Source organism: Streptomyces prunicolor (assembly GCF_045162825.1).
GTDB classification, from domain to species: domain Bacteria; phylum Actinomycetota; class Actinomycetes; order Streptomycetales; family Streptomycetaceae; genus Streptomyces; species Streptomyces prunicolor.
In genome coordinates this window covers 3,875,603-3,892,714 of record NZ_CP108676.1, presented here as the reverse complement: position 1 = coordinate 3,892,714, position 17,112 = coordinate 3,875,603, and the positions used below count along the sequence as shown (strand labels likewise).

Here is a 17,112-nt window from a genome sequence, read left to right as displayed (position 1 = left end):
CACCCATGCGTGGTCTGCCCGCACGGCGCGTTGCGTCCTCCGTGCTCTGTGCCACTGTCCTGATCGGAATCGCCGGCCCCGCGGCCGTCGCCGCCGACAACGACTCGGCGCGGAAGCACGTCCACGCCGCGTCGAGCGCGCCGGTCCCCAACGCTGACGCACTGCTCGCCCCGGTCAAGAGCCTCGGCGACCTCGGCAGCGTGCTCACCCCCGTCACCGACCTGTTGGCCCAGGCGCTCAAGGCCGACAACGGCCAGCTCTCCGCCGACCAGGCGAAGACGCTGGGCGACGCCGTCACCGCGGCCGTCGCCAAGATCACCGCGGCGGCGCCGGCCGCTCCGGCGGTCCCGGCCGTCCCCGCGGCGCCTGCCGTGCCTGCCGTTCCCGCTGTGCCGGCGGCGCCCGCCCTGCCCGCGCTGCCCTCGCTCAAGAGCGGCGACGACTCCAAGGCCAAGGCGCCCGCCGACCTCGCCGGTGACGCCCTCGCGTCCCTGCAGAAAGCGGTCGCCACGCTGCTCGCGGCGGTCACCTCCGGCGACGTGGCCGGCGTCGTCCCGGCGGTCACCGGTGTGGTGACCGGCCTCGTCAACGTGGTCGCGGCCACGCTGCTGGGCGGCGGTCTGCCCGCGCCGAGCCTGCCCGGACTGCCCGCGCTGCCGTCGTTGCCGTCGACGTCCGCGCTTCCGGCGGTGCCCGCGGTTCCGGCACTTCCGGGCGTCTGACGCGAGCTGTCGTAGTACAGCCCTAGAAGAGTCGTAGAGCAGTCGTAGAACGGTCGTCGGGCCGGTCCTTTCGGGGATCGGTCCGGCGGCCTTTTCTCGTGTACGGCCTTTTCATATGAGGATGGGAAACGCCGATGAGACACACGCTGCATTCGGGTGGGCAGCAGAAACTTTCTGCGCACGGGGTTTCCGCCCCGGCCGGAACTCGTTACACACGGCGACAGAATTCGCTCTGGTGACATGAGTTGCCGAAGAAAGGAACACGATGAAGTCCCTGAAGGCTGCCGCTGTCGTTGCCGGGTCCCTCGCCATCGCCGGTGCCGCCGCGCCCGCGTTCGCCTACAGCCCCGCCGACGTGACGCCCACCAGCCTCACCGGCGCCGTCAACACCCTCACCAGTGGTCAGCTCCAGCCCGCCGACGTGATGCCGCTGCAGCACCAGTCGGACGCGCTGGACACCGAGAACAAGGGCTCCGCGCTCAACACCGTCAAGGGTGCGACCGCCGCGCTGAACCAGCACAACCCGCTGCTCGGCGGTCTGCCGCTGCAGAGCTGAGTCTCGCCGGTGGTGTTCGAGGGGCGTCGCGAGGCGTCCCTCGTTCGTGTGGCGGGGTGCCCGCGCCATCGGCCGGACGGGTGAGAACGCGTCCGGTGGCCTTCCGGCCCGTCGATAAGGTCGCGCGGTGACCTCAACCTCAAGCGAAACGCGCCCCTTCCGCGTCGCCGACCTCGGCACCCTCGTCGTCCTGGCGTGGAGCGGCGAGGCCCCCGACGGGGACATGCCCTACCTCCTCGCCTACACCCTGGGCGACGCCGCGGACGGCCCCGAGGCCGCCACCGCCGCCGTGGAACGGCTGCTGACCGACAACGGGCTCCCGGTCGGCGGCAACGTCGTCGACGGCGCCACCAGGCCCAGCCTGCCGATCACCATGCTCATCGAGTCCGGGCAGGCCGTCCTCAACATGCCGCAGCTCAACGCCCAGTGCGTGCCGCCGCCCGAGTGGCTCGCGGCGGTCGGCGAACGCGGCTTCGCCTACCTGGTGTTCACCACCCGCCCGTGGCCCGAGGCCGAGCCGGGCAAGCCCGTCACCCCGGAGGCGCTGGCCGAGTTCGCCGGCTCCGAGGACACCCTGAACGCCGCCGCGCACATCATCCTGCCCGCCCGCAGCCTGCGCGGCTGACGGCCGGATCAACGGCTGGATCAACGACCGCACAGCGGGCGGGAATTGACGGTTCCGGCCCGCTGACGGGAAGCAGATCCCGGTCCGCCGACGGGAATTCCGGAAAGCTGACTACTACGGCACTCGGGGGAATCTTGAACTGAAGTCCTGCCCGGCCTCGTTACCCGGGCAGCACACAGAGTTCAGCACGCAGAGCCTCCGAATTCCGAAAGGGACCGTACTCGATGAAGTCGACCACCCGAGGAACCATCGCCGCCGTCATCACGGCCGTGGCGGCCGCGACCGGCGCCGCCGCCGCGACCCCCGCCGCCGCGCTCGGCGCGGTTCCCGTGCCCGTGCCGCTGGAAGGCGCGGAGAGCGCCCTCGGCATGGAACTCCCCAAGCTGGGCGGGGAGATCCCGGTGCCCATGCCGGGCTCGCCCGAGGGCCCGCGGTACGTCGAGGGCCGGCTCATCCCCGAGCGGGCCATTCCCCAGCTCCCGGTCCACGGCGGCCTGCCCGGCCTCGGCCTGCGCGCACCGCTGCCGCACGTCCTCGGCGACGGCTTCGACCACGTCGGCGTCAGCACGCCCGCCTCCGACCTGCGCACGATGGCCCCGGGCCTGGCGCTGGACGTGCCGCTGACCCCGCCCAACCCCGACAACTTCGGCCTCCCGGACCTGAAGGCGCCCCAACTGGGCGTCCTGGCGCCGGTGTTGCAGACCGTGCCGGGCGCGGACCTGGTCACGGGGGCGGGCCTGTAGGCCATGGCGCCGGAGCGCGGACGGTCGTAGGACCGGAGTGTGGAGGTAAGGGCCCGGGTGGTGCGACCCGGGCCCTTCCGCTTGCCCTGGGCGCTTCGGACGGTGACCGGGCGGGGGGTCGGACGTTAGCCCCTCGAACGGTCGGAACGGACGAGGGAGTTGGGCCATGAGCGTGAGCGTCGGTGGAGTACCCGTGGGCCGGGATGCGGTCAGACCCGGGCCGGTGCGCAGGTCGCGGCGGGAGGCGCTGCGCGGGGCGTTCGGTGCCGTGCTCGCCCTGGCTCTCGTGCCCGTCGTCGCGGCCTCGCGGCCCACGCGCTCCGGCGAGGACCCCGGGGACACCGCCTTCGACGAGACGTACCGGGGCCGTCGTATCCACGGAGTGCTGAAGGACGGCTGGCAGGTCACGGTGGACGGCCGGCCGCTGCATCTGATGCGCCGCGCCGACGGCACCTGGCTCAGCATGGTCGACCACTACCGCTCGTATCCCACCGCCCTGGAGGCAACCCGCGCGGCCGTCGACGAGCTGAGCCCCGGCCGGGAGTTGCGCGAGGCGGACGGGCCGATGGAGCAGATGCACATGGGGGGAGACCATGGCGTACACGCGTAAGGACGTCAGCACACTCACGAGCGCCGAGAAGCGGCGGTTCGTGGCGGCGATGCTGGAGATCAAACGGCGGGGCGAGTACGACGAGTTCGTGCGCACGCACATCGAGTTCTTCGTGCCCGACGGGGAGTACGGACTGCGCTCCGCGCACATGGCGCCCTCCTTCCTGCCCTGGCACCGGCAGTTCCTGCTGGACCTGGAGCGGGCGCTGCGCCGGGTCGACTCCTCGGTGACGGTGCCCTATTGGGACTGGACGCGGGAGCGCTCCGCGACCTCCACGCCCTGGACCAAGGACCTGCTCGGCGGCACCGGGCGGCGCTCCGACCATCAGGTGACGACCGGGCCGTTCGCCTACGCGACGGGCAAGTGGAAGATCACCGAGAACATCACCGACGAGCCGTACCTCACAAGGGACTTGGGCCGGGCCGGCGCCCCGATCGCGCTGCCGACGAAGAGCGACCTGGACGGGGCGCTCGCCGACCCGGTCTACGACGTCTCGCCCTGGGACTCGACCTGCCGCACGGGGTTCCGCAACCGGCTGGAGGGGTGGGGCACCGGGCGGGGCAGCGCGTCCTGGCGCAACCACAACCGGGTCCACAAGTGGGTCGGGGGCGTGATGCTCGGCGGCGCGTCCGTCAACGACCCCGTCTTCTGGCTGCACCACGCCTTCGTCGACCTGCAGTGGACGCGCTGGCAGAACAAGCACCGCGGCGCCCGCTATCTGCCGGCGAAGCCGCCGGGCGCGGGCGACGACCAGGAGGGGCGGGTCGTGGCCCGGCAGGAGCGGATGCCGCCGTGGGACGTGACGCCGCAGCAGCTGGAGGACGTCAGCAGTATTTATCGGTACGCGTGATGTCGGTTCGCCGCTACGGCTGACCGGTCGCGGACACGGGGAGAGCCCCGGCGCCTGAGGTGCCGGGGCTCTTCGCGTACGTCCGTCCGCGGGTGCGGTCGAAGCGTGCGGTCGGATCAGTGGCCGTAGCCGTTGCCGCCGTAGCCCGGGCCGGGGTGGCCGGGGTGGCCGTGGCCGCTCACGTTGGCGCAGGTGTTGCCGAAGGCCGGGTTCAGCAGGCCGATCACGCTGACGGTGTTGCCGCAGACGTTGACCGGGATGTGGACCGGCACCTGCACGACGTTGCCCGACAGGACGCCGGGCGAACCGACGGCCGCACCCTGCGCGCCCGCGTCCGCCATGGCCAGGCCGGCGCCACCGAGCGCCACGGCACCGGTGCCGAGGGCGACCACGGCCACCTTCGCGATGCGAGACATCACGTTCTCCTTTGGTTCGATGAGTGCGGTGGCACGACTCGCCACCGCACTCCGAGTTCAACGCGGCGGCGCAAGGCTGGTAACGGCGACAGCGCGGGGATCACCTTTTTGAACAGGACTTCGAGCGCCGGGAGCGGGCGTTCGACGGCCGGAAATTCGGTGCCCTCGACGGGTGGGCGTCCATTAACCTCCCGGCATGGCAACCGACCAACTGTTCCGTCTGTTCGCCGAGCAGAACCGGGTGCGCGCCTTCGCGGCGGTGGCCCTGGGCGCCGAGACCACCGAGCAGGTCGCCGAGGTGGCGGGCCTGACCTCGAAGGGGACGGCGCTCGCCCTGCTCAAGCTGCGCGAACAGGGCGTGGTGAAGACCATGGACGACGGCGAACTCCGCGTCGACTACGACCTGTTCAAGAAGCTGGCGCGGCAGGGCGAGGAGCCCGCCGAGGAGACCCCGCCCACCGGTGACGAGCACACCGACATGATCCTGCGGACCTTTGTCCGGGGCGGCCGCCTCGTCCGCCTCCCCGCCCAGTGGACCCGCAAGCAGGTGGTGCTCCAGCACATCGCCGAGCAGACCTTCACCCCCGGCGTCGAGTACCCCGAGCGGATCGTCAACGAGAAGCTGCGCGCCTGGTGCGACGAGGGCGAGATCGACCATGTGACGCTCCGGCGCTACCTGGTGGACCTCCAGCATCTGCGCCGGAGCGAGGGTATCTACCGGCTGTCGTCGACAACGGCGGCGTGACGCGCGGGTTCGGCGTCAATGGGCGTCAACTGCCGTACGGGCCTTGGGTTCTACGGCAGCTGCCGTACCGGCGAGCCCGCCAGGTAGGCCTGGATGTTCTCGACGGTCTGGCCGTAGTACGTCGTGTAGTTGGCGTGCGACACATAGCCGAGGTGGGGTGTCGCGAGCAGGCGCGGTGCCGTGCGCATCGGGTGGTCGGCGGGGAGGGGTTCGGTGTCGAAGACGTCGAGGCCGGCGCCGGCGATGCGGCCCTCGTGCAGGGCGGTGAGCAGGGCGTCCTGGTCGACGATCGCCGCGCGTGAGGTGTTGATCAGGTACGCGGTGGGCTTGAGGAGGGCGAGTTCGGCGGGGCCGAGGAGACCGCGGGTGCGGTCGCCGAGGGCGAGGTGGACCGAGACGAAGTCGCTGCCCGCGAGCAACTCCTCCTTGGAGAGGGCGAGTTGTACGCCCACTTCGTCCGCGCGCTCCTTCGTGAGGTGCTGGCTCCACGCCGTGACGCGCATCCCGAAGGCCAGGCCCACCTGGGCGACGCGGCTGCCGATCTTGCCGAGGCCGAGCAGCCCGAGGGTGCGGCCGTGCAGGTCGGCACCGACCGTCTGCTGCCAAGGGCCGCCGTCGCGCACGGAGTTGCTCTCCTCGACGATTCCCCGGGCGAGGCCCAGCAGCAGCGCCCAGGTCAGTTCGACGGGCGGGGTCGAGGAACTGGCCGTGCCGCACACGGTGACGCCGTGCGCCTTCGCGGCGGCGTAGTCGATGACCGTGTTGCGCATGCCGGAGGCGACGAGCAGCTTCAGGCGGGGGAGTCGGGCGAGCAGCGAGGCGGGGAAGGGGACGCGTTCGCGCAGGGTGACGACGATGTCGGCGGTGGCGAGCGCGGCGGCCAACTCGGTCTCGTCGTCGAGGTGTTCACGCAGGCTCACGACCTCCACGGTGTCCTCGATCGGCGACCAGTCGGCGAGTTCGGTCGCGACGTTCTGGTAGTCGTCGAGGACAACGCAGCGCAGGGGCACGGTGGTTCCTTGGTTCGGTTCCCGGTGATCGACGGGAACGCTACTCCTTGGCGAGCGAGAGCGAGTTGGCCGTGCGGGTCGGCTTGCCCAGGGCCCAGAAGAGGACGCCGAGGAGCATGAAGCCGATGAGCGGTACGAGTTCCGTCAGCAGGTACTGCCCGCGCTCGTCCTTGGTCCAGCCGTCCGGGGCGTAGTCGGCGCCGAACCAGTGGTCGCCCGCACCGGGCGCGACCAGCTGCACACTCGCGAACACGATGAGCGCTGTGAGCACGACGCTGAGCAGGATGGGGACGGGCGCCTTGTAGGGGCGGGGGACGTCCGGGGCCTTGTAGCGCAGTACCGCCAGGGCCGGGAAGATGCCCAAGTAGCTGACCAGCGTGGTCGATACGGCGAGACCGAGGACCGCGCCGAAGAGCTTGGCCGCGCTGCCGTTGGTGAGCTGGTGGGCCAGGACGAGGACGAGGGTGGAGACCAGGCCGCTGAGGATGTTGACCCGGACCGGCGTGCCGAAGCGGCTGGAGATGACGCCGAGGAAGCGGGGCGCGGCGCCGTCGTAGCCGGAGACGGCGAGGGCGCGGTCGGAGCCCATGACCCAGGTGACGCCGGAGGACAGCACCGTGAGGATGAACAGGACCGCGGCGATGTCCCCGAGGACCGTGCCGGCGCCGCTGCTGGTGACGGTGCCGTCCGCGGCCACGTCACCGCCGTAGACGGTGAAGACCTGGCGGATCGCGTCGAGGAAGCCGCCGAGGCCGGTGATGGCCTTGACCGGGAGGACCAGGAGGATGCCGAGGATGGGGAGGGCGTAGAGGAGTACGGCGAGGGCGGCGCTGCGGAAGATCGCGAAGGGGACGTCCTTCTGGGCGTCGGTCATCTCGTCGCCGGCGGTGTTGGGCAGTTCGAAGCCGACGTAGTTGAACATCAGGACGGGGACCAGGCCGACGAAGCCCGCGTACGTCGGGGAGAAGTCGCCGGGGCCGAAACCGTGCAGGCCGTGCTGGATGCCGTAGACGACGACCGTGATCGTGAACAGGCCGAGGAGGACGAAGCGGCTCCAGGCGCCGATGGTGGGGATCCACTTGCCGACGTCGAAGGAGAGGATCGCGGCGAGGACGCCGACCCAGATGAAGACGAGGGCGAAGACGTAGAAGGCGGGGGTGCTGAGGTCCTTGCCGTCGTTGAAGAAGGTCGTGTACGCCGTGACGGCGGAGACGGCGAGGGTGCCGCCGAGCCAGACCGGGTTGGTGATCCAGTACAGGAAGTTGTTCACCGCGCCCGCCAGGCGGCCGAAGGCCCGGCTGGTCCAGATGTAGGGGCCGCCCTCCTCCGGGAACGCGGCGCCGAGCTCGGCGGTCAGCAGCGCGGAGGGGATGAAGAACACCGCGGCCAGCACGATGAGCCAGGTGAACGCCTCGGCACCCTCCTTGGAGATGGTGCCGATCGTGTCGACGCCGACGATCGTGCAGAGGAGGAAGAAGAGGATGTCGAAACGGCCGAAGTGCTTGCGCAGCTTCTGCCGCTCCGCCTGTGCTGCGGCCGGTGCGTCGACCGGCTTGGAGGTTGACTGACCAGCGGCCACCGGGGGCCTCCTGCGGGGTCTGGGGAGGGGCGGGATTCGGCCAATGATCCGTCGCCGTTGTGAAATCCCACAAGCGTTCGGGGGCCAGTCTTGACCATTACGTATCCATCCGGACGTAACGGAAACCGGGGTGAAACACGGAGGCCGATTTGATTCCCTGGGTGGCCGGGGCTTACGGCTTGCGTGCCAGGCCGCCCCATATCAAGGGGTCGGGGAGCGCGGACGGCGGGACGGGGGCGTCGGGACGCCAGTCGTCCAGGGGGACGAGGCCCGGCCGTTGGAGGGTGAAGTCGGCGAAGAACCGGCGGAGCTGATCGGCTGTGCGGAGCTGGCCGCGGCCTGTTTCTCCCTGGTAGAGGCGGAACAGGGTGGTGGCGCCGGTGGGATCGCCGTCGGACACAAGGGAGTTGAGGGCGAGTGCGCTGCCCGGGGCCAGACGGTCGCGGAGGGCGGCGAACTGGGCCGTGGTGGCCGGTGTTTCGGGCAGGAAGTGGACGACGCCGGAGACGATGACGCCCAGCGGAGCGGTGAGGTCGATCAGGGTGTGCAGGTCGGGGTGGTCGAGGACGGCTGCCATGTCCTGTACGTCGCCCATGAGCAGTACGGATCGTCCGGGGTCCAGGAGGGGCCTGCCCTCGGCGAGGACGACGGGGTCGTTGTCGACGTAGACGACCTTGGTGTCGGGGTGGTGGCGGGCGGCGACCTCGTGCACGTTGTCCTGGGTGGGCAGGCCGGCCCCCAGGTCGAGGAACTGGGTGATGCCCTCGGCGGTCATGGCGGCCACGACCCGCACCAGCCAGCGGCGCATGGCGCGGGCCAGCAGGGGTGCTTGGGGGCTGGCGGCGGTGATGCGGCGGGCGGCCGCGATGTCGGCGGGGTAGTGGGTGTGGCCGCCGAGGAAGTAGTCGTAGATACGGGCGACGTTGGGCACGTTGGCCGCGTCAGGTACGTCGGGTTCGATACCGGGCGAAGGGTCCGGCTCGTCGGCCATGAGTGATCACCTTTCGCTCAACGGGCTTCCAACGGGCTTCGCCACGCGGGGAGTTCGCGGGGCGCGGCTTGGCAGGACACCATCTTCTGCCAACCGTCCGGGGCGGGGAAGACGGCGGCCGGTGGCTACCGATGCCGGGGTGACTGATCGGTCCCGGGGGCGGAGCGCTCGGCGTCGGCCGCGTGGAGGACTTCGCGGATCAGCAGGTCGAGGTCGTCCGTGGTGGTGCGGTAGTTGCACAGGGCGGCGCGCAGGACGGTGCGGCCGTGTACGGCGACGGTGGCCAGGTAGGCGCGTCCGTTGTCCTGGACGCGGCGGGCGACGCGGGTGTGGAGGGCGTCCGGGGAGTCCCCGTAGGGGTCGGTGAGCCGGAAGCAGGCGACCGGCCACGGGCCGCCCGCCAGCAGCTGGAGTCGGGGTTCGGCGGTGATCCGCTCGCGCAGCTGGTCGGCGAGGGCCAGGTAGTGCTCGATCAGGCCGGTGACGCCGTCGCGGCCCAGGTGGTGCAGGGTGGCCCACAGGGCGAGGGCCCGGGTGCCGGGACGGGTCAGTTCGATCGTCGCGTGGGACAGCCAGGGCAGGGCGTCCGGTTCACCGGCGGTGAGGTAGGAGGCCTGGTGGGCGAAGGCCGTGTGCAGGTGTTCGGGGTCGGGGACGAGCAGCGCGCCGCAGCCCACTGGCACGCTGAGGGTCTTGTGCGGGTCCACGGTCAGTGAGTCGATGCCGTCGACGCCCGCGTAGTGGGGTGCGAGGGCGGGCACGCTTGCGCCGAGTCCGCCCCAGGCGCCGTCCGCGTGGTGCCACATTCCCGTGCTCCGGCACAGGTCCGTGACCGGTTCGAGCGGATCTACGGCGCCGGTGGCGGTGGTGCCGAGTGTGGTGACGGCGCAGAAGGGGAGCAGGCCCGCGTCCAGGTCGGCGGTGACCGCGGCGCGCAGGGCGGCGGGGTCCAGCCGGTCGTGCGGGTCGGTGGCGACGGGGCGTAGCCGATGGGCGGGCAGGCCGACGCAGGCGGCTGCCTTGGCGACGGACATGTGTGCCTGGGCGCTGTAGTAGAGGGTGAGGCGGGCGTGGTCGCGGTCGTAGGCGGGGCCGTCGGCGGAGCCGCGCCGGGTGAGGAACCAGGTGCGGGCGGTGGCCAGGGCGAGCAGGTTGGCCATGGAGCCGCCGCTGGTCAGTACCCCGCCCGCGCTGTCGGGCAGGCCCGCGAGGTCGGCGAGCATGCGGACGGTGCCGCGTTCCAGGTCCATCAGGGCGTTCTCGCCCATGCCGCAGGTCGCGTTGACGGCGCAGGCCAGCAGGTCGGCGACGATCCCGGCGGGCGCGGGCGGTGAGTTGACCCAGGCGAAGAACGCGGGGTGCCCGTTTCCGGTCGGGTACGGGGCGATCTCGTCGCGTACGAAGTCCAGCACACCGCTCAACTCCCCGCCGCGTTGCGGAAGTTGTCCCGCACGCAGCCGGGATCGCAGTTGCGTGGGCAGCGGACGGGCGACCGGGCCCTGTGGCAGTTCGCTCAGGTAGCGGGCGGCCCACTCGGCGGCTGCCACGAGTTCGTCCCGGAGCACCTTCGCGTGGACCGCGGGCGGCTCCGGGGACGGGTCGAACTCGCCGAACTCGTCGAACTCGCCGAACGGAGACGGGTCTTGGTCGTGCAAACGCTGAGTCATGGCGGCGTGCGGGGCCTCTCGTCGTCACAAGACCCCCTGGTCAGCGAAGCGAGGGCCATGATCGTAACGAGCGGCCACATCGGCCGACACGTCTACCGGTGCAACTCGACTTGAGACTTCCTTTTGGGAATTCCTTTGTTCGCACTTGGCTCGGATCTGGTTGCAGGTGGTAATCGCAACGTGTGACGATGCCGAAGTTTGATCACGGAAATAGGGTGAACAGCCGCCCTGCGACGGGGGCTTGATGGTGGACGAGCCAGAGGCAGCGGTGAGCGGAGTCGCGTCGGGGCCGCCACGGTCGCGGTTGGCGGACATCGCCGATCAGACGGTGATCCGTACGGCGAGGGAGACGGTCGTCGAGGTGGCCGTAGAGGTGGCCGTAGAGGTGGTCTCCGAGGAGGAGACCGAGGTCGAGACCGAGGTCGAAGCCGAGGTCGAGGCCGCGCAAGTGCGGGCTCGGCGGCGTCGGTTCCTCGATCAGTTGGGTGAGTTCCGGCGGTCACAAGTGCTGGTGCCGATGGGCGCGTTGCCCGGGGTGGACCCTGTGGCCGAAGCGCCCTTGACGGTCGACCTGGGTGGAGTGCGGTGGATCCTCGCGTTCACCGGGGAGGCCGCGCTGGCGCGGTATGCGGCGGCCCGGGGCGAAGCGGAACGGGAGTGGCGGTACCGGGGTGTGTGGGGTGCCGCTCTCCTGGACGCCGCCGTACCGACGGTGGCCGGATCGGGCGTGCCGTGCGGGGTGTTGGTGGACGCGGCGGACGGTGAGCGGGGGCTCGTACTGCCGCCGGTGGTCGGCGTCGTACCGGAGGACGTCGCGGTGGACGGGCCGGACGGACCAGGTGGGCTGGACGGGCTGGACGGGGAGGTCGGGCGGTAATGGCGGGGGAAGTTTCGCAGGGCGGCGACGGCGGCGCGGGCGGGCCGGATCTGCAGGTCGTCGGGCTGGCGCTGATCGCCGACGGGATCGACAAGGTCCTTGGCGAGCTGGGGAAGTTGGGCTTCGCCGACAAGGTGGGCTGGTCGGGCGCGGGGCGCGGTTTCGACGATCTGGAGATGGACGGTGTGACGATCGGCGACGACGCCGTAGGGACCGTGTTCCATTCGTTCTGCGAGCGCTGGCAGTGGGGTGTCCGTTCCCTCGTCGCCGAGGGGAACTCCTTCGCGGAAGCGATCGGTCTCGCGGCGGGGACGGAGTACCAGGCGGACCAGACCGTGAAGAACTCGCTCAAGGTGGGCCTGAACTCCCTGGAGGGCAACCCGTACGCCTCCGAGGACCAGATCGAGAAGCAGAGCTGGAGCCAACTGGCCACGCCCGCCTCGCTGGACCCGGACTACAGCGCGAAGTCGTTCGAGGACGGTGCCACCAACTCGGAACAGGTCCTCAAGGGCATGGCCCGTGACGTGGCCACGACCGACGTGGTCCCCGGTGTGGAGGCGGTGCCGACCGCGCTCGGCATGGACCAGGACGACTACGACGCCACGGTGAGCACGGGCCTCGGCCTCAAGCCGGAGGGGCAGCAGGGCTGATGTCGATCTGGAGCAAGTACGGCGGCAAGGCGCTGAGCGAGGGCAAGGGGCTCCTCGACGAGGCCAAGCGCGATGTGGGGCACGCCGTCGACCAGGGCGCCGACCTCACCGGCGATGTCCTCGACACGGTCGGCGCGCACGGGGCGGCGCAGAAGGTAAGGGCCGGCGGGGACCAGCTCGCCTCCTATCTCGGCGCGCACGTGGACGAACAGCAGTTGGGGCCGGACGCCGAGCCGACCGGGCTGATCCACGGCAAACCGGCGACGATCCGCGAGAAGGCCACGCATCTGGCGGTGTTCGCCGACGCCTTCGCGGAGGTCGGCGTCGGCATGAAGGCCGTGGACTCGGCGGGCTGGAAGGGCGAGGCCGCGGACACCTTCCGCGAGAAGTTCGCCGTACACCCGACCAAGTGGTTGCAGGCGGGGGCGGCCTGCTCGGACGCCGCCGCGGCGCTGGGCAGCCTTGCCGACACGGTCGAGTGGGCGCAGAAGCAGGCGGAGGAGGCCATCCGCCTGTACCGGAAGGGCAAGTCCGCCTCGGACGCGTACAAGAAGCAGGTCGACGACTACGACCGCAAGGCGGAGGGCGGCACCGAGGACCCCGGCCCGCTGCCGCCCGAGCAGGATCCCGGCGGGGCCGCGCTGCGGGCGGCGCAGGAGGTCCTCGACGCGGCGCGGCGGCAGCGGAACGCGGTCGCCGCCGAGACGGAGACCAAGCTGACGGCCGCGCTCGCGCACGCCCCCAAGGAGCCTTCCGCCGTACAGCAGTTGAAGCTGGACGGCGCGGATCTCCTGGAGGCCCAGTACGTCGACTCGACGCATGTCCTCGGCGGCGTGGTCAAGGGCACGGCGGGCATCGTGAACTTCGCCCGCAGCGTCAATGTGATGGACCCGTACAACCTCACGCATCCGGCCGCCTTCCTGCAGAACAAGGTCCAGCTGCTCGGCGGCGTGGTCAGCATGGCCACGCATCCCGAACGCGCCCTGGAATCGGGCTGGAACTCGTTCAAGTCGGACCCGTACAACTTCGCCGGCGAGCTGTTTCCCCAGGCCGTCCTGGCCGTCGCCTCGGACGGTGCGGGCACCGCCGCGGAGGAGGGCATGCTCGCCGCCGACAGCACGCTCGCCGAGGAGGGCGCGCTCGCCGAGACGCCGGCCGCGGCCGAGAGCCAGGCTGCCAAGGATGTGGAGTCCGCGGGCACGGACCCGGTCAACCTGGCCACGGGCAGGATGTTCCTGTCCCAGACGGACGTCACGCTGCCCGGCGCACTGCCGTTCGCCTTCAAGCGCCGGGTCGAGTCGGGCCGCACGTACGGCCGTTGGCTCGGCCCGTCCTGGATCAGCACGGTCGATCAGCGCCTCGACATCGCGGCGGCGGGCGTCACCTTCGTCCACGAGGACGGAACCCGCCTCTTCTACCCGCATCCGGCCCCCGGCCTGCCCGTCATGCCCACGCACGGCGCCCGGTGGCCGCTGAGCCGGGAGGCGGACGGCTACACCGTCACCGACCCGCAGACCCGGCGGGTCTGGCACTTCGCGGACCGCGACGAAACGCTGGCCGAACTCGTCCAGATCGACGACGCCAACGGCAACTGGATCACCTTCGAGTACGACGGAACAGGCGTCCCTTCGTCGATCGTCGACAGCGCCGGACACCACCTGAGGATCGACAGCGCCGACGGACTGATCACCGGCCTGGAACTGATCGGCGGCGGCGACGGCGGATCGGACCTCCCGCTGATCAAGTACGGCCATACGCGCGGGAATCTCACCGAGGTCGTCAACTCGTCCGGCCTGCCCCTCCGATTCGCGTACGACGAGGCACACCGGGTCACGTCGTGGACGGACACGAACGGATACGCGTACGCCTACGAGTACGACGAGGCGAACCGGTGCATCGCGCAGGGCGGCTCGGCGGGCCACATGAGTCTGCGCCTGTCCTACGGCGACAGAGACCCGGAAACCGGCCTGCGCACCACGACGGCGACGAACGGCGCCGGAGCCGTGCGCCGGTATTTCGTCGACGACCTGCATCACATCGTCGCGATCGTGGATCCTGCGGGGAACACCACCCGGTATACGCGGGACCGGTTCAATCGGCTGCTGTCCCGGACCGACGCCGTAGGCCGCACGACGTCCTTCTCCTACGACGAGACGGGCAACCCGACCGAGATCATCCGCCCGGACGGTCGCCGCACCACGTTCTCCTACGACGACCTCGGACTCCCCACGCGCACGGTCCGGCCAGACGGAAGCACGGTGCGCCAGGAGTTCGACGAGCGCGGCAACCGCACACTGGTCGCCGATTCGGCAGGCGGCACGAGTTCCTTCACGTACGACGAATCCGGGCACCTGTCCGCGGTACGTGATCAGCACGGCCGGGTGACCCGTATCCGTTCCGACCCGGCCGGCCTGCCCATCGAGGTCCGTGATCACCAGGGCAATGTCACACGGTACGAGCACGATGGGCTCGGCCGCCTCGTGTCCGTCACCGACCCGTTGGGTGACACCGCCCGGCTCGAATGGTCCGTCGAGGGCAAGGTCACCCGTCGGCTGAATCCGGACGGGACCGAGGAGACCTGGACCTACGACGGCGAGGGAAACTGCCTCACCCGCACGGACACGATCGGGGGAGTCACCCGCTTCGAGTACTCCCCCTTCGACCTGCTGACCGCCCGCGTCGAGCCGGACGGCTCTCGCTACGACTTCCAGTACGACAACGAACTCCGGCTGACGAGAGTGAGCAACCCTGACGGGTTGGACTGGACGTACGCATACGACGTCGTCGGACGGCTGGTCACCGAAACCGACTTCGGCGGCCGGGTCAATCGGTACTCCTACAGCGCGGCCGGCGATCTGGTCTCCCGCACGAACGCGCTCGGCCAGACCGTCACCTTCGAGCACAACGAGCTGGGCCAGGTCGTCCGCAAGAACGCCGACGGGGAGGTGATGACGTACGCCTACGACTTCACCGACCAGATCGCCCGGGCCACCAACACCGACTCGGATCTCAGCCTCCTCCGTGACCGGCGCGGGCGACTGATCTCGGAGGGGATCGACGGCCGGGAAGTGGCGTACCGGTACGACGAGTTCGGACGACTGACGGGACGTACGACACCGGCGGGCGTCGACAGCGCCTGGGAATACGATGCCGCGGCACAGCCCCACCGCCTCACGGCGGACGGCCGGGTCGTGATGCTGGAGTACGACCGGGTCGGCCGTGAGAGCAGCCGTCGGTTCGGCGACCTGCTGAGCATCTCCCGCTCGTTCGACGACATGGGCCGGCTCAAGTCCCAGGCCGTGGACCGCCCGTTGGGCCGTATCCAGTCGAGAACCTACGAGTACCGCGCCGACGGCACGCCGACCGAGGTCCACGACCAGTTGAACGGCGCGGTGCGGTACGAACTGGACCGGGCGGGACGGGCGACTCAGGTCAGTGGGGACGGGTGGGCGGAGTCCTACGCGTACGACAGAGTCGGTAACCAGGTGGGAGCGGACTGGCCCACGCGCCAGTTCGGGGACGACGCGTGCGGCGAACGCACCTACCAGGGCGCGAACATCAGGGGCGCCGGCCGGATCCGCTACGAGCACGACGCTGCCGGGCGGGTGGTGCTCCGTCAGAAGACCCGGCTCTCGCGCAAACCGGACACTTGGCGCTACAGCTGGGACGCGGAGGACCGGCTCACTCAGGTCGTCACTCCGGACGACACGGTGTGGCGGTACCGGTACGACGCGCTCGGCAGGCGCATCGGGAAACAGCGCATCGCCGAGAACGGCGTCGACGTACTGGAACAGGTGGACTTCGCCTGGGACGGATCCTCGCTGTGCGAGCAGACGACGAGCTGGGGGGACCCGCGCGACTCGGTGACGATGACGTGGCATCTCTACGGTGCCGAAGCGATCGCCCAGAGCGAGCGCCGGGCCGTGTCCGAGAGCACGCAGGAGGAGATCGACGCCCGGTTCTTCGCCATCGTCTCCGATGTTTCGGGAACTCCGCGCGAACTGATCGACGAGTCCGGGGAAATCGCCTGGCGGTCCCGGGCCACGCACTGGGGAAAAACGTCCTGGGCGGTGGGCAGTAATGCCTACACGCCCCTCCGTCTCCCGGGACAGTATTTCGACGCCGAGACGGGCCTGAACTACAACTATCTCCGGTACTACGACCCGGAAGTGGGCCGGTACACCAGCCTGGACCCCCTCGGCCTGGCCCCGGCGGCGAATCCCGTCGCGTATGTGGACCGGCCTCTGGTGTCCTGCGATCCGCTCGGCCTCGCTCCGCAGAAGACGGCGATCCCGGTCAAGCCGTACGAGACGACCGATCTTTCTGATTGGGCGAAGCAGTTCAACCCCGAGGGAGGGAATATGAACTGTACCTACGTCGTCGAATCTTATGAACGATATATGCGCGGCGAGGGAATTAATCCTGCGCCCGGATACGTAAAGGTTCCGCAATCCCTCGATCGACTGGAGGGTGTGTATGGAGGAAGCTTCAAGGATACGAGCTTCTGGGACATGGTCGACCATATTCGAAATTCTGGAGACGGTGCTCGCGGTATAGTCGCAGGGGACTCCCCTGTCCTAGGTGAGCCGGGGCACGTATTCAATGTCGTGAACCATCAAGGTCGGGTACTTTTCGTTGACGTCCAAACGGGATTTGTCAACCCCACATATTACAAGGCATTCAAGCTGATGAGGACGAACTGATGTATACGTTGGACCAGGCAGAGCAGTTGGCGGCGGAATTCCTCCGGAAAACATCCGCTGGCTGGGACAGTGAGGTTGCCCTGTTTGGTGAGGATGAGCTGAAGGCAAGGAAGGGTGAGTTCTACTATTTTGCCTGGCAGGGTGCGAAATATATCGCCACCAGGGACGACAAGTACTTCCTCTACGGAACTACTCATATTTCGGTGCACGGCGAGACTGGTGATTGCCGATTTCTGAGCATTCATGAATGTCACTCGGTGGATCCCTTTAACCAGCGGACGAACTGATGTGTGCGCTGGAGCAGGCGGAGCGGCTGGCGGCGGAATTCCTTTTCAGGGCGTGAAGTATCTCGCTACCAGGGACGACAA

16 protein-coding genes are annotated in these 17,112 nt (G+C 69.8%); 11 read left to right on the top strand and 5 right to left on the bottom strand.

Translation table 11 applies throughout. The annotated features are described in order from the left end of the window. The first annotated feature begins 5 nt into the window (after window positions 1-5). From OG588_RS17465 to OG588_RS17440, 6 genes are all read left to right on the top strand, one after another. Complete coding sequence (locus tag OG588_RS17465) at window positions 6-722, top strand: hypothetical protein (RefSeq protein WP_405948104.1); 717 nt, start codon at window positions 6-8, stop codon at window positions 720-722. A gap of 265 nt (window positions 723-987) precedes the next feature. Then, window positions 988-1,278, top strand: coding sequence for a hypothetical protein (locus OG588_RS17460; protein ID WP_266856879.1), 291 nt, complete (start codon window positions 988-990; stop codon window positions 1,276-1,278). A gap of 127 nt (window positions 1,279-1,405) precedes the next feature. Next, the gene (locus tag OG588_RS17455) at window positions 1,406-1,903 is read left to right on the top strand and encodes a DUF5949 family protein (protein ID WP_366091436.1); all 498 of its coding nucleotides are present in this window, start codon (window positions 1,406-1,408) and stop codon (window positions 1,901-1,903) included. Between the two features lie 224 nt (window positions 1,904-2,127). Beyond that, window positions 2,128-2,646, top strand: coding sequence for a hypothetical protein (locus OG588_RS17450; RefSeq protein ID WP_266856876.1), 519 nt, complete (start codon window positions 2,128-2,130; stop codon window positions 2,644-2,646). Window positions 2,647-2,812: 166 nt separating this feature from the next. Next, window positions 2,813-3,256, top strand: coding sequence for a tyrosinase family oxidase copper chaperone (locus OG588_RS17445; protein WP_405948103.1), 444 nt, complete (start codon window positions 2,813-2,815; stop codon window positions 3,254-3,256). Then, window positions 3,240-4,106, top strand: coding sequence for a tyrosinase family protein (locus tag OG588_RS17440; RefSeq protein WP_405948102.1), 867 nt, complete (start codon window positions 3,240-3,242; stop codon window positions 4,104-4,106). The genes OG588_RS17445 and OG588_RS17440 overlap by 17 nt, the downstream gene beginning before the upstream one ends. 116 nt (window positions 4,107-4,222) lie before the next feature. Here the strand turns inward: OG588_RS17440 and OG588_RS17435 are convergent, their stop codons facing one another. Next, window positions 4,223-4,522 (bottom strand): chaplin, encoded by a 300-nt coding sequence (locus tag OG588_RS17435; RefSeq protein ID WP_019056476.1) that lies wholly within the window; start codon window positions 4,520-4,522, stop codon window positions 4,223-4,225. A gap of 196 nt (window positions 4,523-4,718) precedes the next feature. Between OG588_RS17435 and OG588_RS17430 the strand changes: the two genes are divergently transcribed. Then, window positions 4,719-5,267, top strand: a complete 549-nt coding sequence (locus OG588_RS17430) for a DUF2087 domain-containing protein (RefSeq protein ID WP_405948101.1) — start codon at window positions 4,719-4,721, stop codon at window positions 5,265-5,267. A 50-nt stretch (window positions 5,268-5,317) separates the two neighbouring features. On the opposite strand, the gene OG588_RS17425 is transcribed toward OG588_RS17430, so the two are convergent. The 4 genes from OG588_RS17425 to OG588_RS17410 all read right to left on the bottom strand — a co-directional run bounded on the left by OG588_RS17425 (window position 5,318) and on the right by OG588_RS17410 (window position 10,514). Further along, window positions 5,318-6,277, bottom strand: a complete 960-nt coding sequence (locus OG588_RS17425; protein WP_405948100.1) for a D-2-hydroxyacid dehydrogenase family protein — start codon at window positions 6,275-6,277, stop codon at window positions 5,318-5,320. 40 nt (window positions 6,278-6,317) lie between these two features. After that, window positions 6,318-7,856: an APC family permease gene (locus OG588_RS17420; protein WP_405948099.1), complete on the bottom strand. Its 1,539-nt coding sequence runs from the start codon at window positions 7,854-7,856 to the stop codon at window positions 6,318-6,320. A gap of 172 nt (window positions 7,857-8,028) precedes the next feature. After that, window positions 8,029-8,847 carry an SAM-dependent methyltransferase gene (locus OG588_RS17415; RefSeq protein WP_405948098.1) on the bottom strand — a complete coding sequence of 273 codons (819 nt, stop codon included), beginning with the start codon at window positions 8,845-8,847 and terminating at the stop codon, window positions 8,029-8,031. 125 nt (window positions 8,848-8,972) lie between these two features. Continuing rightward, window positions 8,973-10,514 carry a pyridoxal phosphate-dependent decarboxylase family protein gene (locus OG588_RS17410; RefSeq protein WP_405948097.1) on the bottom strand — a complete coding sequence of 514 codons (1,542 nt, stop codon included), beginning with the start codon at window positions 10,512-10,514 and terminating at the stop codon, window positions 8,973-8,975. A 244-nt stretch (window positions 10,515-10,758) separates the two neighbouring features. On the opposite strand from OG588_RS17410, the gene OG588_RS17405 reads away from it, so the two are divergent. Genes OG588_RS17405 through OG588_RS17390 form a run of 4 tightly spaced genes read left to right on the top strand, consistent with a single transcriptional unit; the run spans window position 10,759 to window position 17,031 of the window. Then, window positions 10,759-11,391 (top strand): hypothetical protein, encoded by a 633-nt coding sequence (locus OG588_RS17405; protein WP_405948096.1) that lies wholly within the window; start codon window positions 10,759-10,761, stop codon window positions 11,389-11,391. After that, window positions 11,391-12,041, top strand: a complete 651-nt coding sequence (locus OG588_RS17400) for a hypothetical protein (protein WP_405948095.1) — start codon at window positions 11,391-11,393, stop codon at window positions 12,039-12,041. The genes OG588_RS17405 and OG588_RS17400 overlap by 1 nt, the downstream gene beginning before the upstream one ends. Next, the gene (locus OG588_RS17395) at window positions 12,041-16,744 is read left to right on the top strand and encodes a putative T7SS-secreted protein (protein ID WP_405948094.1); all 4,704 of its coding nucleotides are present in this window, start codon (window positions 12,041-12,043) and stop codon (window positions 16,742-16,744) included. Before OG588_RS17400 ends, OG588_RS17395 begins: the two co-directional genes overlap by 1 nt. After that, window positions 16,744-17,031, top strand: coding sequence for a hypothetical protein (locus OG588_RS17390; RefSeq protein ID WP_405948093.1), 288 nt, complete (start codon window positions 16,744-16,746; stop codon window positions 17,029-17,031). Before OG588_RS17395 ends, OG588_RS17390 begins: the two co-directional genes overlap by 1 nt. Window positions 17,032-17,112 lie beyond the last annotated feature (81 nt).